Here is a 19,543-nt window from a genome sequence, read left to right as displayed (position 1 = left end):
ACCGTACAAAGTACCGAATTTCAGAATTAGAATTTTTACTTTTACGGCATATGAAGTATAAGCATTTGTTTTTCGATTTGGATCATACGTTGTGGGATTTTGACACGAACGCCAAGCTTACGCTGCAAGAGCTTTATGAAACGCTTGATCTTCAACGAAAAGGAGTGGATGATTTTGAAAAATTTTATCAAAATTACCTCCACCATAACATGAAGTTATGGGAAAGATATCGTAATGGCTTCATAAAACAGGCCGAATTGCGCATCAAAAGAATGCGGCTCACATTGTTGGATTTCAAAATCGGAGACGAAGCGCTGGCTGAGACGATGAGTAAGCGCTTTTTGGAAATGTTACCCACACGTAAGGCATTGTTTCCTCATACGGTGGAAGTACTAGAATATTTGAAAAATAAAAATTATCAGCTACACTTAATCACTAATGGTTTTGAAGAGGTACAGCATCAAAAAATTGTCAACTCCAACATACATCATTATTTTGACAAAGTAATCACTTCTGAGGCTAGTAACAGTCTTAAACCCAATAAAGAAATTTTTGATTTTGCATTGTCTACCACAAAAGCGCACATTAAAGAGAGCATAATGCTGGGTGATGACCTCGTGGCCGATATCATGGGTGCCAGTAATGTAGGTATGGACCAGGTATTCATCAATCATATTGGAAAACAGCCTGACTTTACACCTACCTATACAGTAAAATGCCTGAAGGAACTCAAAGAGATTTTTTAGAAAAGCTTTGCTTGTTTGTCGGCTGTGCCAGCTTCTGGCATATGTGGTACCTTCAGCTCCAGTTTTAGGGCTTTATTCAATTTTTCAATAAAATATGCGTATAAAAGTGGAGACGAAACCTCCACGTTCTGGTGAACGAAAAAGTATAGTTGTTTCAGTCCTTCCCTATGCCATTTCTTCAAGCGCAATATCCAATCATCCAGCCGCTTTCGATCGATAGTATCGTCGTTACAGCCCACATAGCGAACAAATGCTACAGGAGTAGTTAATCGCATATGCATCATATCTCTGCGACCCGCCGTATCTACAATAATATTTGTCACTTTATGTTTCTCTAGCAGCGTACAAAATTGTTCCCACACGGCAGCGTCTCTAAACCAACTTTCATTGCGCACCTCTACTGCCAGCGGCATTCCTTTCGGAAATTCCTTAATAAAGATCTCTAGTTTTTCGTATTCCTTAGGAGAAAAGTTATCATGTAGTTGCAAAAAAATCATGCCTAGCTTTTTCTCAAAATTTGCCACCGCATTACAGTAGGTTTCCGTAAGCTTTCTTACATCCAGTAATCTTTTATAGTGGCTAATACTATTGGTAATTTTAGGGAAGAACTTAAAACCTCCAGGTGTTTTTTCTTTCCATTTAATTACCTGTTCCACTGAAGGCATGTTATAAAAAGTGGCATTCAGCTCTATACTATTAAAATGCTGGGCATAATAAGCTAACTCATCCTTTACTCCTCGAGGATAAAATCCTTTCAAATCGGTTTTATTCCATTTGGCACAACCCACATATACCTCAAAGCGCTTACCCTTCGCACGTTGTAGTATGGTTGTGGTAGCTGGAGGATCTTTAGGAATAGAAAAGTCAATACTTTGTGGGTGTGGCACCTGTCCAAACTTCATAGTGGCTAACTTTATCTTGTAGGTTATTTTTCATTTACCGTACCGGAAGACAATGCTTTCAGTTTATCCCACATTTCGGGAATGCGTTTTATCCAGGCAAGCTCTTTTACTTTAGTGCGCGCTTCGAGTGCCGGTGTACCAAAATATATTTTACCCCCATCTAGAGAAGAAGGAACCCCACTTTGTGCATTGATTACTGCGCCTTTTCCGATAGTAAGCGTTTTGCTAATACCTACCTGTCCCCACAAAATGACCTCATCTTCTATGACCACAGCACCTGCTATACCTACCTGTGCGGCAAACAGGCAGTTTCTTCCCACAACGGTATCATGTCCTATATGTACCTGATTATCTATTTTAGTGCCCTCTCCGATCACGGTATCACCTGTAACCCCTCGATCAATCGTACAGCCGGCGCCAATCTCTACAAAATCTTTAATAACCACACGTCCGCAGCTGGTCATTTTTTTATAATGGATTTCTCGATTGGTTTTCTTGTTATAATAAAACGCATCACCGCCAATTACCGTACCACTCTGAATAATTACATAATCACCGATAACACAATGGTCTAATATGGTAACATTGGGATAAATAACACAGTTTTTTCCTATTACTACATTATTTCCCAGATACACATTAGGCATCACTACAGATCCCTCCCCAACAACTGCCGACGCTGCAACAAGATCCATAGAAGGCTTAAATGGACGGTACTGTTCTACTATTTTCAAATAGGCCTCAAATGGTTCATCGGTAACCAGTAAGGCTTTCCCCTCGGGAAAGTCGGTTTCCTTATTGATGATGATAAAACTAGCTGCAGACTTTATACAAGTTTCATAATACTTTGGATGATCGACAAATACCAGATCCCCTTCTTCCACCATATGAATTTCATTAATACCGGTAGCATAGGCTTCGGTATTACCAACTAATCTTGCATTTATAAGGCGGGCAATTTCTTTTAACGCTACAGGTTGTTCGAATTTCATAAAAAACGTTTTATCAAACGTACAGAAAATTTTGCATCACGAGTATAGTACTTAACAGTATCCACTTATTTTCATTTGCAGCAATATATCCTCAACATTCTAATGAATAGCGTAGTATCACCTCACTAAACAAATAATAGAAAACTACATTTACCATAAAACAACGCACGGATGCAGTAATACATTGTTTTTTTCAATAAAAAAATCCCGACGATATGATACTAGTAGTATGGATACTATACTAGCTTATTCATCTAAACAATTTATAAACGGTCACTAACCTATCTTCTGAAACGCTTTATTCATGCATGTTTCAGAAACTTAATATACATGCAATAAAAACGTTCTTACTCATCATACATGATTGTGCCGTATAGAAGCGGGATGATATCCACAATCACTCTTATTATTTGTTAATAAAATTTTTGTCAAATTATTTTTATATCGTTAAAATAATATTTAATATTGTGTTGGGAAATTTGTTTCCCGTACTTACTAACCCATCAATATAAATATCCCTTCTTCCTTTGAAGGGATTTTTTTTCAACTATAAGCCAACGATTGAAACTTACTCCACTCATTAAATTTGTGTACAAGCCATATGCAAACGTTATCTTTACATTAAAACATAGTTATGCTGAAATCAATGACAGGCTTTGGCCGTGCAGAAAGAGCTATTGGAAGAAAAACATTTCTGATCGATATCAAGTCTTTAAATGGCAAACAATTTGATTTATCATTACGTTTACCGGCACTCGTCAAACCGTTTGAGTTCGACATCAGAAAGACTCTGGCAGAAGGATTGAATAGAGGAAGTGTGGATTGTACCATAAGCCTGAAAGAAACAGGTGATGCCACACCTGTGGTTATCAACACAGATTTAGCAAGAGCTTATTATCATACCTTGGAGGGATTATCGAAAGAGTTGGGTATGGACACATCCAACATTCTAAATGCGATTATTAAGTTGCCCGAAGTAATTACCCCCAGTAGTGAAACGCTTTCCGATGATGAGTGGCAAGAGTTACAAGGACTCATAAAAGAGGCAGTTGCAGATTTGAATAAGCACCGGGAAAATGAAGGCAGTATTCTAGAACAGGAATTACGTAAACGAATTGAGAATATTCTTTCCTTGCAAACCGAAATCACTCCTCTTGATGCCCAGCGCCAAGAAAATATTCGAGATGGTATTGTAAAACTCTTGGAAGAAAAGGTGGGAAAGGATAACTATGATGAAAATCGCTTGGAACAGGAATTGATTTATTATATCGAAAAAATCGATATTACCGAAGAAATGGTTCGCCTCCAGAATCATTGCAACTATTTCATGGAAATACTTGCAGAAAATACCGACATCAAAGGGAAAAAGCTCTCCTTTGTTTTGCAGGAAATAGGCAGAGAAATCAATACTACCGGTTCCAAAGCTTACGATGCTGCCATTCAGAAAATTGTTGTAATGATGAAAGACGAACTAGAAAAAGCCAAAGAACAGGTGTTGAATGTATTGTAGCAACTCCACAACTTGGCATAACTTTGCAATAAATAAGAAAAGTGCGTTACATTTTATTATTTCTTTCACTTGCAGTAACCATTATTTCGTGCAAAGAAGTTGTTGTAGACGAAAAGTTGGCAGACTTTCCTTTACACGAATGGCCTAAAAATATCCGGGCTGTAGTGCGGTATGATATACCGGATAGTGCCGACTATCAGCTATACTTTGTGATGCGGCATACATATCAATTCCCCTACAATAAATTGCTGGCCAAACTGGAAATTCAGGATTCGGCCAAACACATACTTTCATCCTACGACCTCACCATTCCTTTAACCGATAGTTCTGGAAATTGGGCAGGTGATGTAATGGACGATTTGTATTATCAGCGAATCAAGGTGTTACAACCGGTTCATCTAACGCCCGGTATACACCGCTTCGTACTGGAGCATCAGATGCGAGATTCCACCCTACCCTATATTTTAAATGCTGGCATTGCACTGGAACGGATCGACAATACACCCCCTCGTTAAACTTGTATGAAAAAGGATCTCAAAACCCGGTTAAAAAGAGCTACACGCCTTTTTTGGCTACTGCTAATCTATGTAGTAGCCGCTTTGGTATGGTGGTTTGTGGCTTTGGAGCTGCAAAACCGCCAAATGTACTCCCTTCAGTTATACCATCTAGAAACAACCGTATCTAGAGAGCAGCAACCCAGTTTGTATGATGCTGAGCTGGCACGTATCCGCGAAGGGCATCATCGCAATACCATTAAATACGCAGGTGAGGGTGTCGTATTTTTAGGACTGATCCTCTTAGGTGCCGCCTATGTATTTCGCTCTATTAAACAACAAATTCTTTTACAAGAGCAGCAAGAAAACTTCGTAATGGCGGTTACTCACGAATTAAAAACCCCCATTGCCGTTGCAAAACTGAATCTGGAAACCTTACTCAAGCATCAACTGGATGAGCAGAAACAGCGGAAACTAATACAGATGTCGCTGGAGGAAACCAAACGCCTGGATTTTTTAACCAACAATATTTTGGTATCCTCCCAATTGGAGAACAAAAATTATAAATTAAATAAAGAGGAGATCGACTTTTCCTCGCTCTTAAAGGACCGGGTGTCGGAATTTTCTCAACGTTTCCCCGATAGAATTATTCACAGCGATATATCAGACGGAATTGATGTTTTGGGAGATCCCCTGCTATTGCAAATATTGATAAACAATTTAATAGAAAACGCGTTAAAATACTCAGAAAGAAAGGACCCCGTCACCGTCACACTGCGCAAGGAAAATGATGCGGTGGTTATGCGGGTAATGGACGAAGGCATCGGTATTGCAGAAGAAGAGCGGAGCAAGATTTTTTTAAAGTTTTACCGTGTGGGTAATGAAGCCACCCGTAAAAAACAAGGAACGGGTCTGGGGTTATACCTGTGTGAGAAAATTGCTAAAGATCACAATGCAGACATTTTAATGACAAATAACAATCCAAAGGGAAGTATTTTTGCAGTCAAATTCAATAGCTGAATTTCAGCCCTTTGACAAATCTAGAGCAGAATGGAAGAAAGACCATCAAATATTCTTTTGGTAGAAGACGAGGAAAACCTTCATGAGGCTTTAAAACTGAATCTGGAGCTGGAAGGCTACCAGGTCACCTCTGCTTATGATGGCAACGAAGCACTTCAAGCTGTAAAAAACGAATATTTCGACCTCATCATACTAGATGTAATGCTGCCCGAAATGGATGGCATTGCGGTAGCCGAAACCATCCGTTTGAACAACAACGAAGTGCCAATTTTAATGCTCAGTGCCAAAAATACCAGCGCCGATAAGGTGCTGGGATTGAAAAAAGGCGCCGATGATTATATCACCAAACCCTTTAATCTAGAAGAATTACTACTTCGCATAAAAAAACTGATTGAAAAAAATCAAAAACTGCAAGAGAAGAGCACTCTCGGCAATACATACTCTTTTGGAGGGAATATTATCGATTTTAAAGCTCAGGAAGCCACTACGAAATATGCCGGTAAGGTCCAGCTAAGCAAGAAAGAAACCATGCTTTTAAAGCTGCTTATTGAAAATAAAAACGAAGTGGTTCCCCGGGAAAAGATTCTACAGTATGTGTGGGGGTATAACGTATATCCCACTACCCGTACTATTGATAATTTCATTCTCAATTTCAGGAAATACTTCGAAAAAGACAGCCGCAATCCACGCTATTTTCACTCAGTAAGAGGTGTTGGATATAAATACACCGAATAAACTTTGTTATGGTTGCTGACATTCAGCAATCAGCTCCTCGATGCGCTTTCTTTCCTCCACAGTAGCAATTTCTTTTTGCAACGCCTGTTGGTAATAAGGAAGGGCTTTAGCGTATTCTTTTCTCTTAAACCAGTAATCCCCCACTATTATATAACTATTATAGAAGTTGGGGTTAATGGCGATAATACTATCGGGAGCAAGGCTTCCCTCCTCAAGTAATTTAGACTCTTTATTTCGAATAGATGCGTAGCGTCTAAAGGTCTCTGTGGTGATAAAACTGTCTGCAGGAATAGTGAGGGCTGTATCACAAATCTCCCTGTTTTCTTTCAGACCTTGTTGAGCAAAAACTTTTTTCAAGTCGTAACACACAAATTCACCCAGCTGCCAAGGTGAGGTAGACACCCACATTTTAAGCTCTTGCGGTTGAAAAACTACCGCATGATGTGCGATAAACTGATTAATGGCTTTTTCATTGCCCAAACCAATGTCCGCATCATCCAATCCTTTATAATCTCTAAGAACATTTACGGTTTTCTGCACCGAATTTTTTCCGTTATGGCGTACTAGCTGTGTGAGTCTTTGATAGCGGTAGGCAGATGCACTATTCTCAATCTGCTTTACATTGAGCTCGCTATTTCGGAATTCATTACTCTGGAAATGATTGGTACAGAAAATTTCATTTTGATTGGGGTCATATACCGCTATGGAATCGGGAGTTTTTTCAATAATCACCGCCTTATTATCCGCTGCCGACCCTACTAAAAACGATTCGCTTACAAACATTTTCCGGCTTCGGGCTATAGCTACTGCCTCTGAAATATTTTTGGCATACTGAATAATTTCTCGGGCGACCAGACTCACAGGAGTCGCAGCTCCAGATGGAATTTTACTCTTGGCGGCATTGATGGTTACTGTAAGTCCTTTTTCATTCATACCGGATACTACCCCCACAAACCCAGCCCAAGTAATGCTCGCAAACTTGTATCCCTCAGATGGGTTAACAAAAGCAATGATCTTATTTTTTGCAAAATCATCACCCACCCAAAAGTCAAAATTACGGCCGATAATAAGCGTGCTGTCTTCTGATGCGCTTCCCCAGGTACCAAAGGAGGTACATCCCACCAGCTTCATATTTTGAAGTGCATGCCCTATATCATGTGCTGAATGATAATTTAAAATACGCTGATAATTGGACCCGATATACCGGAATTCATCCGATGCGGAAAACGACACCCCATAAATCTCCTGCTGATACTCCGAATCCACATATTGAGGCAGTTCCTTATTAAACCAGCCGATAAAGTACCGCAGAAAACGCAGGTACAACGGGGAAGGAATCATTTTATGAATTTGAGCAGTAAAATACGATTCCTGCTCCTTTACCAACTCTTCACTTAATTTTCCATTTATGATGCCCCTTTCAAAGGGTTGTCCTTCAATATACATCTCATACAGACCCGCTTTATTTTTCCGAAACCAGTTATTTCTAATAACATAAAATCCAGAATCCAATTGCGCCCGTTGCAATTTTAGTTCAGAATAATTTCCTTCTACTACCGGCGGCCTGACTTTGGACACACGTAATAGGTAAATGATAAACAGCGCCAAGATGAAGGCAATAATACCTATCACCCATAAAAAACTTCGTAAAATTTTATTGCCTTTATGCATTTCTAATATTATCTATAATTGAAGAATCCTTCAATAACATTATGCAAGTAAGTGTGGCACTTAATGATGTACCCAATATACCGTGCAAATTTATGTTTTGGCCCGTTAAAAAAAGATTAGGAATTTTCGTCCGCGGACTTATCATTGTTTTGAGGGGGTCATGATAATCCTTTAAAATACCGTACATACTTCCTGTAGGATCCCCAATATAATCACGATTCGTGAGCGGGGTGGAAGTATAATAGCTTTTTATATTCTGCACAATATGCGGAAATCGATCACCCACCAAATTCATTAATGCTGTTGCTTTTTGCTTTTTAAACGCTTCGTAATTCGCCCCGCGAAATCCCTCTTTTCCTACCCGATTATAGGTATGTACCCAGGGGCTTACCTCCTCGTACCGCATAGGCGTTAAAACCGAAACCGTTGCGGCATATCCTTTACGATTTTTATCTTCCGCGAAATATAAACCGTAACCTAGTGGCCAATTTGGGAGCATATAATTATTTATGTTCCACAATTCACCTTCTTTGTGGTAGTAATAATTGCATTTTTCATAAGGGACAGTACCTTCCTTCAGTACCATATGCAACGAAAAAGAAGATATGCCCCCAGATAACTCCGTTATACGTTTTTTGTATACCTCTCCTATAAGACGGGAGCGGGTAATTTTCAATGTTACAGCCGGATGAATATTAGAAATAAAATAATCCCCATATAGGCAATCGCCGTTTTCCAGTTCAATATGGGTAATAACTCCAGCTTCTTCTACCATAGCCGTTACTTCACTATTTCGAAGAATATCCCCACCATGGTTTCTGATAATCCTACCCAGTATTTTCGCAATTTGCGAGCCACCCCCTACACATTTCCAACTACTTTCAATATAGCTATTAGCGATAAGTGCATGCATGTGGAAAGGAGTGGTATTACCATCTCCAGCATATAAAATATTATTTCCTGCCAGTACTGCTTGCAGTTTTTTATTAGTTGTAAAAGACGCTATAACCTCCTGGGCGCTTTCATTATTGCCTTTATATTCATGCGCTTCCTCCCCCCTTAGCCTCAGATTATATAAGGGAAAAGAAGCACAAACCTCTTTCACCTTATTGCAGTATGCAATGATATTATCCCGTTCCTGGGAAAAAGATGCGGCAAGAGTATTCACAAAAGCATCATATCCCTGCGACTGGCAGTAAACGGTGGGATCGTTTCCAATAAGAATTTTATCAAAACATTCATCCATCCGCTCGAGCTTCAGCTCCTCCATGAGCCCCACATATTTGAAAATCTGATAAAGATTCTGTCCTTTTTCCAGCCCGCCAATATAATGTACGCCCGTATCAAACAACTGCTTGTCGCGTGCAAAGGTTTGCAGATTTCCCCCCAGTTGCTTATTTTTTTCTACCACACACACCTTCATGCCTTTACGAGCAAGTAAGGCGGCGCACAAGAGCCCTCCGATACCACTTCCTACAACAATTACATTATATTTTTTATTCAAAATCACCACTTAACAAATTTCAAGAAAATTGATTGCTTTTTAACAAAAACGAATTATTAATTATTTCTAATTTTGCCATGTAATGAAAAAGGCGATTTTGTCCATATTACTCGTATGCTATGTTATGATGACCACCGGAGTGGTGGCTATCTCGCATTATTGTATGGACAGACTAGCCTCCGTATCACTTTTTGTCTCTAGATCTGATAAAAAATGTGGCAAATGTGGTATGGAAAAAGAACAGCACGCCTGCTGTAATGACCAAGAAGCTTTCATTAAGCTGGAAACCGACCATAATAAAACTTCTTTTGTAGTACTGGAATTACCTCCCCTACAAAAGTTGCCGATATTAACTACTGATTTTCTACTCACTTCTTTATTCAACGGCTTCTATAAGCCAGAATATATTGACATTTCCCCACCCTTACCGGATAACGAAGTTTATCTGAAAAATAATGTTTTCCGAATATAGAATGTTTTACGGCAATTAGATGCGCTTAAGCTACATGCTTAAGTAGAAGCTCTTTTCAGCCTGATAATTATTATTTCCGTGAATTTCTTTCCAAAAAACATTCTAAATCACTTATAACATGAAAACATTTAGATTATTTACCCTTTCTATTATATGCTCCTTGATTTCTTTTGTAGGATTTGCACAAAATAAGACTGCCACTTTTGATGTTTCAGGCAATTGTAGCATGTGCAAAAAGACAATCGAAAAAGCTGCTAAATCTGCAGGAGCTTCCTATGCCAACTGGGATATGGATGCCAAAAAGCTTACCGTACATTTCAATAATAAAACTTCAGTTGAAAAAATTCAGCAAAAAATAGCTCTTGCGGGCTACGATAATGCCGGAGCCACAGCTTCTGATGCCGCTTATGATAAACTGCATGCTTGCTGCAAATACGAAAGAAAAGCAGCCAAAGCAGATGCCGATTGCTGCGAAAAAGGCGAGGCCTGTTGCAAAGACGGTAAGGCAGACTGTTGTAAAGACAAAAAATCCGCCGCAAAAAATTAAGTAGCGTCCTCCGTTTTGTTAGATATATTCAGATAAATGTGTATCCTTCGGGATATGCATTTATCTTCTATCTCATTATTTAAATCATTACAACAATGAATCGTTTTATTATTTTAATAATCTCCGTTCTATGCTTCGGCTCTAATATACAAGCACAATTTTCAAAAGCGACATTACAAGCTACCGGGCTTACCTGCGCCCTCTGTAGCAATGCCATTAATAAAGCACTGGGAAAACTACCGTTTGTGGAGTCTGTTCAGTCAGACATTAAAAATACCGCTTTCAATATCCGTTTTAAATCAGGCAGCGAGGTAAATGTAGATGCTTTGAAAACGGCCGTAGAAAATGCGGGCTTTTCTATTGGTAGTTTAAAGCTTACCGGGAACTTTCAAAATCTGAAAGTGCAAAATGATCAGCATATCAGAATAGGAAATGCCAACTACCACTTTTTAAATATTAAGGATCAAGTTCTACACGGAGAAAAAACCATTACCATCGTTGATAAAAACTTTGTCTCCGATAAATTCTATAAGGTTGTAAAATCCTATAGCAACAAAGCGTGTGTACAAACCGGTAAGGCTTCGCACTGTTGCCCTGATGTTGTTACAGGCTCACGCATTTATCATGTCACTATATAATGTTTAACCCGGTTTCGCACTGCTTTCGTAGTGTGAAACCTTTTTAATTATTACCTCGTGAAATACATATTTCTGCTAGCTTTAGCAATGCAAGGAATGATTGCATTTGCTCAGGAGCTCTACATATATACCGAACCAGCATCCAATATCCCCGCCAAAGCACTTAGTGCCAAACTCACGGCCACTTATGCCGAAAAAATGGACAATAACATAGCTCAGCGTTACACGTCGGCCATATACCTAGGGCTTTCTAAAAACATAATGCTGAAAGCTGCAGCCACTTTTGCGGATATGAATACCTCTTATTTTCGCTACGAGTCTTTCTCCTTATATGGAAAATATCGTTTCCTATCAAAAGATGAGGCGCACAAGCATTTCCGCATGGCTATATTTGCTGACGGGTCTATCAGCAGGTCTCCCTACCGTTACGAAGAAATTGCGTTGATGGGCGATAAAAGCGGTGCGGAAGCCGGACTTGTAGCTACACAGTTAATCCACAAATTGGCTATCAGTGGTACAGTAAGCCATACTCAAGTATTGGATAAATCCCGGTTTGAAAAAGGTGTCGATTACGAGCGACCCTATCAGGCTATGAATTACGCTTTATCGGCAGGCTACCTACTGTTGCCCCTCAAATATGAAAGCTACCAGCAAACCAATCTCAATCTATATGCCGAATTATTAGCGCAGCAAACGCTCGACAAAAAAAGATATTATATCGATCTGGCTCCTGCAGCACAGCTGATTTTTAATAGCAATACCAAGCTTAATTTGGGATACCGCTTTCAATTGGGAGGAGATATGACACGTATGGCACGCAATAGTTTTCTTATAAGTCTAGAAAAAACTTTTTTTGAAGCCTTGTAAATAAAAAAAGCCTCGCAAATTGCGAGGCTTTAGTTTTTTTATGAAAGAACGAACTAAGCCTTTGCTTCTTCGTTACCTTCTTCTTTTGCTTCACCGGCTTCATCTTTTGGTGCTTCTGCTTGTGCAGGAGCCTCAGGAGCAGGTGCTGCATCTTCTTGTTTTGCTTCTTCAGCCACTGCTGTTTCTGTAGCAGCAGGAGCTGCTTCAGTAGCTTCAGCTTTTTTCTTACCGCCGCGACGACGTGTACGTTTGGTAGTGGTGGTTTTGTCTTCACCTACACCTTTACCGTAAATTTCGTTAAAGTCAACTAACTCAATCATCGCTTTTTCAGCAGCATCCCCAGGACGGAATCCCAGTTTAATAATACGTGTATAACCACCTGGGCGGCCAGCAACTTTCGGTGCAATAGTACCAAACAGTTCCTTAATAGCCTCTTTATCCTGTAGACGGCTGAATACTACACGACGCTGATGAGTTGTGTTTTCTTTACTCTTTGTAATCAGCGGTTCAACAAACACACGCAGTGCTTTAGCTTTAGCCAGCGTAGTCACAATACGCTTGTGCTTGATCAACTGACAAGAAAGATTAGCTAATAAAGCATCTCTGTGTGCTTTAGTGCGACTTAAATTTTTGATTTTGTCTCCGTGACGCATGACATGATAATTTGAGGTTCAACCCGGTAAACCGGGCAGACCGGTTAATAAATTCGGCTGTACCGTGTCAGGAATTACAGCCTACTTATAAAAATTAGAATAAACGATTAATCTTCCTTTTCAATTCCCAACTTCTGCAAATCCATTCCGAAGTGCAGTCCTCTTTCGCTCAGTACCTGCTCGATTTCAGCAAGTGATTTCTGACCGAAGTTTCTGAACTTCATCAAATCCTCCTGTTCGTATTGTACCAGCTCGCTCAGAGAGTTAATCTTAGCGGCTTTCAAACAGTTGAACGCACGTACAGACAGATCCAGATCCTCTAGCGGAGTTTTCAGAATCTTACGCAACTGTAAGGTTGATTCGTCCACCAGATCTTCCTTCTTCTCTTCTTTATTATCGAAGGTGATGTTTTCATCTGTAATAATCATCAGATGCTGGATCAAGATACGGCTGGCTTGCTTAACAGCCTCTTCCGGATGGATGGTACCGTCGGTTACAACTTCCATAATCAGCTTCTCGTAGTCGGTACGCTGTTCCACACGGGTATTTTCAACGCTGTATTTTACGTTTTTAATAGGTGTGAAGATGGAGTCTATTGGGATCAGACCTGCAGGAGCATCTTTCACTGCGCTTTCTTCAGCAGGAACATATCCGCGGCCTTTGCTAATAGTTAACTCGATATCCAGTTTTGCAGAGGAGTCCAGCGTGCAAATCAGCAAATCCGGATTCATTATTTGGAAGGACTGAGTGCCTTCGCCAATCATACCTGCAGTAAACTGGGTTTGATTTTTAATAGAAAGAGAAATTTTCTCATTAGCAGCTTCATGCTCCACAATTTTCTTGAAACGAACCTGCTTTAAGTTGAGAATAATTTCCACCACGTCTTCACTAACGCCTTTGATGGTAGCAAATTCGTGGTCAACGCCTTCTATTTTGATAGCCGAGATAGCATAACCTTCCAAAGAGCTCAGTAAAACCCTGCGCAGCGCATTTCCGATAGTAACACCATAACCTGGTTCTAATGGAGCAAACTCGAACTGGGCTTCAAAGTCAGAGGCTTTCTGTAAGATTATCTTATCAGGCTTCTGGAAATTTAAAATTGCCATATTTTATTTTTATAGAGTGAATGGTAAGTAACGATGTAAGTTTACAGTTGATAGATGCTTATGAACATATCCAGCCCATAACCAACTGCCCCTTCAACCCATATCCTTATTACTTGTTGTACAATTCAACAATCAACTGTTCTCTGATGTTTTCAGGAACCATTTCCCTTTCGGGATAGGTGATGAAAGTACCGGTAAAAGTAGATTCATTAAAGTCCAGCCAAGTGAATTTAGGATTCTTACCTTTTACGTTGCTGGTAATAGAGCTACGATTTTTGCTGGATTCTTTTAATGTAATCACGTCTCCTGGTTTCAGCAAATAGCTAGGGATATTAACCACCTCGCCATTTACCTCAATGTGTTTATGGCTTACTAACTGACGTGCAGCCGGACGGCTGGGAGCAAGACCTAAACGGAAAACAGTGTTGTCCAAACGAGATTCAAGTAACTTGATAAGGTTTTCACCGGTAACACCTTTACGACGGTTAGCTTCTTCGTAAGTTTTGCGGAATTGCTTTTCCAATACACCGTATGTGTATTTTGCTTTTTGCTTTTCACGCAATTGCAAAGCGTATTCACCTAAAGTCTTGCGTTTACGCTTTTCACCATGTTGACCGGGAGGGTTGCTGTTTTTACCCAACCACTTACCATTACCTAAAATAGGCTCTCCGAAAATGCGGGAGATTTTGGTCTTAGGACCTGTGTAACGTGCCATAATTATACTTTCATTTAGGCTTTTTTAGAAACCGGTACAGCAATCATTAAAAAGCCTTGGAAAAAATTAATTGTGTACCCTTTTTTAAAATGAAATGCAATTGGCTTAAAAATATAAACAATGGTTGCTGACACAAAGGCGTACAATAACCATTGTCTGCTATAGTTTAAACTCTTCTTTTCTTGGGAGGACGACATCCGTTGTGTGGCAGCGGAGTTACGTCTTTAATCATCACAATTTCCAGTCCGGCCTGAGCTAAAGAACGAATCGCACTTTCTCTACCCGAACCAGGACCTTTCACATATACATCCACTCTTTTCAGTCCTGCATCTACTGCTACTTTAGCCGCATCGGCAGCTGCAGTTTGAGCAGCATATGGAGTATTTTTCTTAGAACCACGGAAACCCATTTTACCGGCACTACTCCATGAAATTACCTGACCGCTTTTATTGGTAAGGCTGATAATAATGTTGTTGAAAGTTGCAGCAATGTGGGCATCACCGTAGGCGTCCACTTTAACGACTCTTTTCTTTGCTGCTGCTTTTGCGCTTAATTGTGCTTTTGCCATTTTCTTAATTAGGTAATCTTTAAAAAATAAATAATTCCGCTCTTAGCGGAACCCAAATCAACCCTAGTCCTGCACCTAGCTTCCGTAATTGATTTGGTGATTATATGGTGCAATAGAAAAAGCCTTGAAGTAAGGACACTCCAGGCTTTCGCTAAATTATTTCTTAGCAGCTTTCTTCTTACCGGCAACTGTTTTACGTTTACCCTTACGTGTGCGGCTGTTGGTTTTAGTACGCTGCCCACGAACCGGCAAACCTTTTCTGTGACGAAGACCACGATAGCAAGCGATATCCAGCAAACGCTTGATATTCATTTGCACCTCGCTACGCAACTGACCTTCCACTTTCAGTTCTTCAGTGATAGTAGTACGAATGGCGTTCAGATCGTCATCGTCCCACTCACTTACTTTCTTGTTACGGTCTATGTTATTCTTGTCCAGAATATACCTCGCCGTAGAAAGGCCGATTCCATAAATATAGGTCAGGCCTATTTCACCTCTTTTGTTTTTTGGTAAGTCTACACCGGCAATACGCGCCATATTGATTTTTAATTTAGAATTTTTATGTTCTTAATTATCCCTGTCTTTGTTTGAAACGGGGATTCTTTTTGTTAATCACGTACAGTTTCCCTTTACGGCGTACAATTTTGCAGTCCGCGCTACGTTTCTTTATGGATGCTCTTACTCTCATCTTTTTTGTTTTAAGATTTGAAGCTTTTAATTTTTATACCTAAAATTGATGCGCCCGCGGGTTAAATCGTATGGCGACATCTCTAATCCAACTTTATCGCCAGGTAATATGCGGATGTAGTGCATCCTCATTTTACCGGAAATTGTGGCGAGTATTTCATGCCCATTTTCCAGTTTTACCCTGAACATAGCGTTGGACAAGGCCTCTAAAATAACACCGTCTTGTTTTATTAAGGGTTGTTTAGCCATAAATTTAGGGCTGCAAAGATAGGGATAAAATGTTAAAAACAAAAAACCCGCCCTAAAATTATCAGAGCAGGTATTATAAGCACAAAAATAATTAGACTAAAATTATCCTTGAAATATTATTGATTGAAAAATTATTTAATTCATATCATCAATCCTTTCAATATCTTATACTTAATTTGCCTGCAATTGTACCTTGGTCATATCTAGGTAAATATTTTGTAGATGATGTACCATAATGGGATGATCAAAATATCTTTTATCCTCCCGATACCATGCCTCAACCTTAGAGAAATCATCAGGTGCCGGCACTACCACTCTAAAAGGCCCTTTTCCATACTTGGCACCGCCCTCATAGGGCATTCTTTCAAAACCCAATTTTAGAAGTTGCTCCTCGGACAACGGTACAGGACTGATGTTTTCAATTTCATACCAAAATTCCTGTATACCGTTGTGTACCAACACTTTATTGTCTTCTTTGCTAACTTCTATAACAGTACCTTCTCTTTCTACGCCTTCGTCATTCAATAATACCCAGTCTCCGGGCTTTAATTCAGATAGTTTCATAACTCAAGGTTTTAGGTTATTTCAAATGGCTTAACAAGGTTATCAGTATTAAATTTAAACTAAAGAACTGGATTGGGCAAATTTAAAAGACAGATAAAGCCTATGAGATCTTACTCCAGATGGTTTTTCCTTTCTGCGACTGCAAATAAAGTTTTAGAGGCTCATTTTCGGGCTTCATAAGGTCGGGATCATCGGTTAATAAGTCCTCGCAGACTTTTTTTGCTGCATCTACCATGCTTCTGTCATTGACGATATTCGCCAGTTTAAAGTTTAGCATACCACTTTGGCGGGTACCTTCGATATCGCCGGGCCCTCGTAGTTCTAGGTCTTTTTCGGCAATCTCAAAACCGTTGGTAGTAGCTGTCATAATCTTCATGCGCTCACGGGCATCATTGCTCAATTTGCGACTTGTCAGCAAGATACAATAGCTTTTTTCAGAGCCGCGCCCCACTCTCCCCCGCAGCTGATGCAACTGGGATAAACCGAATTTTTCAGCACTTTCTATAACCATTACGGTGGCATTAGGCACATTTACACCTACTTCTATCACCGTAGTAGATACCATGATTTGTGTGTCATGCACTACAAACCGTCGCATGTTTTCTTCTTTCTGAGCTGCAGGTTGCTTGCCATGCACCACACTTATCCAGTATTGCGGTTCGGGAAAATAAGTTTTGATTTCTTCATAACCACGCATCAAGTTTTCGTAATCCAGCTTGGAGCTTTCCTCAATGAGCGGGAAAATAATGTACACCTGACGGCCTTTGGCTATCTCCGCTTTTAAGAAATCCATCACCAAGCTACGTTCATGATCGTACCGATGTATGGTATGCACCGGCTGTCGCCCCGGAGGCAGCTCATCGATGACGCTATAATCTAAATCGCCGTAAGCTGTCATAGCTAACGTTCGCGGTATTGGGGTAGCCGTCATTACCAATACATGAGGTGGAATTTCGTTTTTCTCCCACAAACGCGCCCGTTGAGCCACCCCAAAGCGATGTTGCTCATCAATAATCACCAAACCTAGGTTTTTAAACTGTACAGCATCTTCAATCACTGCATGGGTACCGATAAGTAGTTGAATACTCCCATCCGAAACACCTTGCAGGATGCTCTTACGTTCCTTACCTTTTACCGAACCCGTAAGCAACGCTACCCTAATATCCATATCTTTCAGCAGATCTGCAATTCCTTGAAAGTGTTGTCGGGCGAGAATTTCAGTAGGTGCCATCATTACCGACTGATAGTTATTGTCGGCAGCCAAAAGCATACTCAACAAGGCTACAATGGTTTTACCACTACCCACATCGCCCTGCAACAAACGGTTCATCTGTCGCCCGCGAGCTGTATCGTTTCGAATCTCTCTCAATACACGTTTCTGGGCTCCGGTAAGTTCAAAAGGCAGATGATTTTTGTAAAAAGTATTGAAATAATGTCCTACGATTTCAAACACCACCCCCTTTGAAAAACGATGACGTTGCGAGCGCAATAAATTCAGCCGCATCTGAGCCATAAAAATTTCTTCAAACTTGAGGCGCCGTAGGGCAGCCAAATAGTGCTGCTGAGAAGGAGGAAAATGAATATACTGATAGGCCTCGAATCGAGAAATGAGTTTCAGGTTGTTGATGACATTCGCAGGAAGATTTTCGGGAAGATCATTGGGAGTAAGCTGAGGCAAGAGTGCCTGTATAAGATTTCCAATTTGCTTGCCTCCCAGATTTTTGGCTTTTAGTTTTTCGGTAGATGGATAAATAGGCTCCAAATAACTTTTACCGGCCAGTTTTTCTGGTGCCCATAACTCCATTTCGGGATGTACGATCTGTACTTTATTTTGAAATGAACTTAACCTCCCATAGGCAATATAAGGTGTACCAGGACGCAAAATCTTCTGAATAAGATGAATGGCACTAAACCATACAAGCTCTATGGTTCCCGTCTTATCTTTAAGGTAAGATACCAGTCTACGCGCTCTTTTCTCTCCTATCACTTCAAAAGGCCCCAATACACCTACAAATTGAGCATAGGCATCTTGCTTGCCTCCGGAATGTAGCATAAACTCCGCTTCGGCGACAGTAGTAATCTTGGTCTTATCCACATGCCTATACGGAAAATGATGCAATAAGTCATTAAAAGTAAAGATATTGAGCTCTTTTTGCAAAAGCTCGGCACGCTGAGGCCCTACCCCCTTGAGGTAGACAATGGGACTGGATAATATGTTATTACTCGGCGCGATGATGAATACCCTATTAAGAACTGCGAATTTAATTGGTATACATCATAAAAAGGCTCTGAGCATTGCCTTTCCGCACACAAATTTGTTGTAGCAATTAATAAAAAATCCCGCACAGGGGCGGGATAGAATATCTTAATATCGATTGATTTGTTCTTTCAGTAGCTTACGGGCAAAGTGAATGCGACTTTTAATCGTACCCAGAGGTTCATCCAAATACTCCGCAATTTCCTGATACTTATAACCTTCATAATACAAACGAAAAGGTACCTTAAAGGTTTCCGGCAGATTCTCGATGGCAGCTTCAATCTCCTTTAACCTTAACGTGCTTTCTGCAGAGTTGGAGACAGATACCTGACGCATGTTAATGAGATAATCTTCCGGAGTATTATCAAATACGGTTTTACGCTTTGCATTACGTCGGTAGTCATTGATAAAGATATTTCGCATGATTGTAAATAACCATGCTTTAATATTGGTACCAGAATTGTATTTTTCCTTGTTTGCCAGGGCTTTGTAGAGGGTTTCCTGGTACAGATCGTTGGCTGTTTCGTTATTCTTCGTAAGATTAATAGCGAAAGGTTTTAAAAAACCGGCATTGTCAACCAACAACTCACTGAATTCCTTTTCTTTTTCCATGCTGCCTGTTTAAGGGGTGAAGAATGAGGGCCAA

General features: G+C 40.1%; 23 protein-coding genes. 9 read left to right on the top strand and 14 right to left on the bottom strand.

Annotated features, from left to right (window positions below):
• The first annotated feature begins 50 nt into the window (after nucleotides 1–50).
• The gene (locus tag V2H41_RS00360) at nucleotides 51–746 is read left to right on the top strand and encodes a YjjG family noncanonical pyrimidine nucleotidase (RefSeq protein WP_330973120.1); all 696 of its coding nucleotides are present in this window, start codon (nucleotides 51–53) and stop codon (nucleotides 744–746) included.
• On the opposite strand, the gene V2H41_RS00355 is transcribed toward V2H41_RS00360, so the two are convergent.
• Together V2H41_RS00355 and V2H41_RS00350 are read right to left on the bottom strand one after the other, a co-directional pair.
• On the bottom strand, nucleotides 743–1,648 hold the full coding sequence (locus V2H41_RS00355) for a DUF72 domain-containing protein (protein ID WP_330973119.1): 906 nt from the start codon (nucleotides 1,646–1,648) through the stop codon (nucleotides 743–745). The two genes, V2H41_RS00360 and V2H41_RS00355, sit on opposite strands and share 4 nt — an antisense overlap.
• 23 nt (nucleotides 1,649–1,671) lie before the next feature.
• Entirely contained in the window at nucleotides 1,672–2,640 is a 969-nt protein-coding gene (locus V2H41_RS00350) for a UDP-3-O-(3-hydroxymyristoyl)glucosamine N-acyltransferase (protein WP_330973118.1), read from the bottom strand.
• Between the two features lie 634 nt (nucleotides 2,641–3,274).
• Between V2H41_RS00350 and V2H41_RS00345 the strand changes: the two genes are divergently transcribed.
• From V2H41_RS00345 to V2H41_RS00330, 4 genes are read left to right on the top strand one after another with little or no spacing between them, the layout of a single operon-like run.
• Nucleotides 3,275–4,150 carry a YicC/YloC family endoribonuclease gene (locus tag V2H41_RS00345; protein WP_330973117.1) on the top strand — a complete coding sequence of 292 codons (876 nt, stop codon included), beginning with the start codon at nucleotides 3,275–3,277 and terminating at the stop codon, nucleotides 4,148–4,150.
• Nucleotides 4,151–4,191: 41 nt separating this feature from the next.
• Complete coding sequence (locus tag V2H41_RS00340; protein WP_330973116.1) at nucleotides 4,192–4,665, top strand: gliding motility lipoprotein GldH; 474 nt, start codon at nucleotides 4,192–4,194, stop codon at nucleotides 4,663–4,665.
• Nucleotides 4,666–4,671: 6 nt separating this feature from the next.
• The gene (locus V2H41_RS00335) at nucleotides 4,672–5,664 is read left to right on the top strand and encodes a sensor histidine kinase (protein WP_330973115.1); all 993 of its coding nucleotides are present in this window, start codon (nucleotides 4,672–4,674) and stop codon (nucleotides 5,662–5,664) included.
• Between the two features lie 30 nt (nucleotides 5,665–5,694).
• On the top strand, nucleotides 5,695–6,399 hold the full coding sequence (locus V2H41_RS00330) for a response regulator transcription factor (protein ID WP_330973114.1): 705 nt from the start codon (nucleotides 5,695–5,697) through the stop codon (nucleotides 6,397–6,399).
• 6 nt (nucleotides 6,400–6,405) lie between these two features.
• Here the strand turns inward: V2H41_RS00330 and V2H41_RS00325 are convergent, their stop codons facing one another.
• Entirely contained in the window at nucleotides 6,406–8,070 is a 1,665-nt protein-coding gene (locus V2H41_RS00325) for a C45 family peptidase (protein WP_330973113.1), read from the bottom strand.
• Entirely contained in the window at nucleotides 8,063–9,574 is a 1,512-nt protein-coding gene (locus V2H41_RS00320) for a phytoene desaturase family protein (protein WP_330973112.1), read from the bottom strand. The genes V2H41_RS00325 and V2H41_RS00320 overlap by 8 nt, the downstream gene beginning before the upstream one ends.
• An 82-nt stretch (nucleotides 9,575–9,656) precedes the next feature.
• Here V2H41_RS00320 and V2H41_RS00315 point away from each other — a divergent pair, with 82 nt between their 5' ends.
• From V2H41_RS00315 to V2H41_RS00300, 4 genes are all read left to right on the top strand, one after another.
• A complete protein-coding gene (locus V2H41_RS00315) occupies nucleotides 9,657–10,046 on the top strand; it encodes an HYC_CC_PP family protein (RefSeq protein WP_330973111.1) in 390 nt (129 codons plus the stop codon).
• A 118-nt stretch (nucleotides 10,047–10,164) separates the two neighbouring features.
• The gene (locus tag V2H41_RS00310; protein ID WP_330973110.1) at nucleotides 10,165–10,593 is read left to right on the top strand and encodes a heavy-metal-associated domain-containing protein; all 429 of its coding nucleotides are present in this window, start codon (nucleotides 10,165–10,167) and stop codon (nucleotides 10,591–10,593) included.
• Nucleotides 10,594–10,688: 95 nt separating this feature from the next.
• Nucleotides 10,689–11,231 (top strand): heavy-metal-associated domain-containing protein, encoded by a 543-nt coding sequence (locus V2H41_RS00305; RefSeq protein WP_330973109.1) that lies wholly within the window; start codon nucleotides 10,689–10,691, stop codon nucleotides 11,229–11,231.
• Between the two features lie 57 nt (nucleotides 11,232–11,288).
• Nucleotides 11,289–12,098 carry a hypothetical protein gene (locus V2H41_RS00300; RefSeq protein WP_330973108.1) on the top strand — a complete coding sequence of 270 codons (810 nt, stop codon included), beginning with the start codon at nucleotides 11,289–11,291 and terminating at the stop codon, nucleotides 12,096–12,098.
• A gap of 53 nt (nucleotides 12,099–12,151) precedes the next feature.
• Here V2H41_RS00300 and rplQ read toward each other — a convergent pair whose 3' ends face one another.
• From rplQ to V2H41_RS00250, 10 genes are all read right to left on the bottom strand, one after another.
• On the bottom strand, nucleotides 12,152–12,751 hold the full coding sequence (rplQ, locus tag V2H41_RS13925) for a 50S ribosomal protein L17 (protein WP_409966559.1): 600 nt from the start codon (nucleotides 12,749–12,751) through the stop codon (nucleotides 12,152–12,154).
• Between the two features lie 107 nt (nucleotides 12,752–12,858).
• Nucleotides 12,859–13,857: a DNA-directed RNA polymerase subunit alpha gene (locus tag V2H41_RS00290; protein ID WP_330973107.1), complete on the bottom strand. Its 999-nt coding sequence runs from the start codon at nucleotides 13,855–13,857 to the stop codon at nucleotides 12,859–12,861.
• A 109-nt stretch (nucleotides 13,858–13,966) separates the two neighbouring features.
• On the bottom strand, nucleotides 13,967–14,572 hold the full coding sequence (gene rpsD, locus V2H41_RS00285) for a 30S ribosomal protein S4 (protein WP_330973106.1): 606 nt from the start codon (nucleotides 14,570–14,572) through the stop codon (nucleotides 13,967–13,969).
• A gap of 166 nt (nucleotides 14,573–14,738) precedes the next feature.
• Nucleotides 14,739–15,140, bottom strand: coding sequence for a 30S ribosomal protein S11 (gene rpsK, locus V2H41_RS00280; RefSeq protein ID WP_330973105.1), 402 nt, complete (start codon nucleotides 15,138–15,140; stop codon nucleotides 14,739–14,741).
• Nucleotides 15,141–15,296: 156 nt separating this feature from the next.
• Complete coding sequence (rpsM, locus tag V2H41_RS00275) at nucleotides 15,297–15,677, bottom strand: 30S ribosomal protein S13 (protein ID WP_330973104.1); 381 nt, start codon at nucleotides 15,675–15,677, stop codon at nucleotides 15,297–15,299.
• Nucleotides 15,678–15,711: 34 nt separating this feature from the next.
• Nucleotides 15,712–15,828, bottom strand: a complete 117-nt coding sequence (gene ykgO, locus V2H41_RS00270; RefSeq protein WP_071597075.1) for a type B 50S ribosomal protein L36 — start codon at nucleotides 15,826–15,828, stop codon at nucleotides 15,712–15,714.
• 26 nt (nucleotides 15,829–15,854) lie between these two features.
• The gene (gene infA, locus V2H41_RS00265; RefSeq protein ID WP_330973103.1) at nucleotides 15,855–16,076 is read right to left on the bottom strand and encodes a translation initiation factor IF-1; all 222 of its coding nucleotides are present in this window, start codon (nucleotides 16,074–16,076) and stop codon (nucleotides 15,855–15,857) included.
• Nucleotides 16,077–16,247: 171 nt separating this feature from the next.
• Nucleotides 16,248–16,640 (bottom strand): hypothetical protein, encoded by a 393-nt coding sequence (locus tag V2H41_RS00260; RefSeq protein WP_330973102.1) that lies wholly within the window; start codon nucleotides 16,638–16,640, stop codon nucleotides 16,248–16,250.
• A 100-nt stretch (nucleotides 16,641–16,740) separates the two neighbouring features.
• Nucleotides 16,741–18,855 (bottom strand): ATP-dependent DNA helicase RecG, encoded by a 2,115-nt coding sequence (recG, locus tag V2H41_RS00255; protein ID WP_330973576.1) that lies wholly within the window; start codon nucleotides 18,853–18,855, stop codon nucleotides 16,741–16,743.
• Between the two features lie 150 nt (nucleotides 18,856–19,005).
• Nucleotides 19,006–19,509 carry an RNA polymerase sigma factor gene (locus V2H41_RS00250; protein WP_330973101.1) on the bottom strand — a complete coding sequence of 168 codons (504 nt, stop codon included), beginning with the start codon at nucleotides 19,507–19,509 and terminating at the stop codon, nucleotides 19,006–19,008.
• Nucleotides 19,510–19,543: the final 34 nt, after the last annotated feature.

It is taken from the genome of Niabella digestorum (assembly GCF_036409055.1).
In the GTDB taxonomy this organism is placed as follows: domain Bacteria; phylum Bacteroidota; class Bacteroidia; order Chitinophagales; family Chitinophagaceae; genus Niabella; species Niabella composti.
Note: the sequence above shows the minus strand (reverse complement) of the source record. Positions and strands in the feature narration are given on the sequence as shown.

What these genes read in the sequence shown, in the direction of transcription:
- V2H41_RS00250 (WP_330973101.1), bottom strand. Translation starts at nt 19,509, where the DNA reads ATGGAAAAAGAAAAGGAATTCAGTGAGTTGTTGGTTGACAATGCCGGT.
- rpsM (WP_330973104.1), bottom strand. Translation starts at nt 15,677, where the DNA reads ATGGCGCGTATTGCCGGTGTAGACTTACCAAAAAACAAAAGAGGTGAA.
- V2H41_RS00355 (WP_330973119.1), bottom strand. Translation starts at nt 1,648, where the DNA reads ATGAAGTTTGGACAGGTGCCACACCCACAAAGTATTGACTTTTCTATT.
- infA (WP_330973103.1), bottom strand. Translation starts at nt 16,076, where the DNA reads ATGGCTAAACAACCCTTAATAAAACAAGACGGTGTTATTTTAGAGGCC.
- V2H41_RS00290 (WP_330973107.1), bottom strand. Translation starts at nt 13,857, where the DNA reads ATGGCAATTTTAAATTTCCAGAAGCCTGATAAGATAATCTTACAGAAA.
- V2H41_RS00310 (WP_330973110.1), top strand. Translation starts at nt 10,165, where the DNA reads ATGAAAACATTTAGATTATTTACCCTTTCTATTATATGCTCCTTGATT.
- V2H41_RS00360 (WP_330973120.1), top strand. Translation starts at nt 51, where the DNA reads ATGAAGTATAAGCATTTGTTTTTCGATTTGGATCATACGTTGTGGGAT.
- rpsD (WP_330973106.1), bottom strand. Translation starts at nt 14,572, where the DNA reads ATGGCACGTTACACAGGTCCTAAGACCAAAATCTCCCGCATTTTCGGA.
- rplQ (WP_409966559.1), bottom strand. Translation starts at nt 12,751, where the DNA reads ATGCGTCACGGAGACAAAATCAAAAATTTAAGTCGCACTAAAGCACAC.
- V2H41_RS00345 (WP_330973117.1), top strand. Translation starts at nt 3,275, where the DNA reads ATGCTGAAATCAATGACAGGCTTTGGCCGTGCAGAAAGAGCTATTGGA.
- V2H41_RS00315 (WP_330973111.1), top strand. Translation starts at nt 9,657, where the DNA reads ATGAAAAAGGCGATTTTGTCCATATTACTCGTATGCTATGTTATGATG.
- V2H41_RS00260 (WP_330973102.1), bottom strand. Translation starts at nt 16,640, where the DNA reads ATGAAACTATCTGAATTAAAGCCCGGAGACTGGGTATTATTGAATGAC.
- V2H41_RS00330 (WP_330973114.1), top strand. Translation starts at nt 5,695, where the DNA reads ATGGAAGAAAGACCATCAAATATTCTTTTGGTAGAAGACGAGGAAAAC.
- rpsK (WP_330973105.1), bottom strand. Translation starts at nt 15,140, where the DNA reads ATGGCAAAAGCACAATTAAGCGCAAAAGCAGCAGCAAAGAAAAGAGTC.
- V2H41_RS00305 (WP_330973109.1), top strand. Translation starts at nt 10,689, where the DNA reads ATGAATCGTTTTATTATTTTAATAATCTCCGTTCTATGCTTCGGCTCT.
- V2H41_RS00335 (WP_330973115.1), top strand. Translation starts at nt 4,672, where the DNA reads ATGAAAAAGGATCTCAAAACCCGGTTAAAAAGAGCTACACGCCTTTTT.
- V2H41_RS00350 (WP_330973118.1), bottom strand. Translation starts at nt 2,640, where the DNA reads ATGAAATTCGAACAACCTGTAGCGTTAAAAGAAATTGCCCGCCTTATA.
- ykgO (WP_071597075.1), bottom strand. Translation starts at nt 15,828, where the DNA reads ATGAGAGTAAGAGCATCCATAAAGAAACGTAGCGCGGACTGCAAAATT.
- V2H41_RS00325 (WP_330973113.1), bottom strand. Translation starts at nt 8,070, where the DNA reads ATGCATAAAGGCAATAAAATTTTACGAAGTTTTTTATGGGTGATAGGT.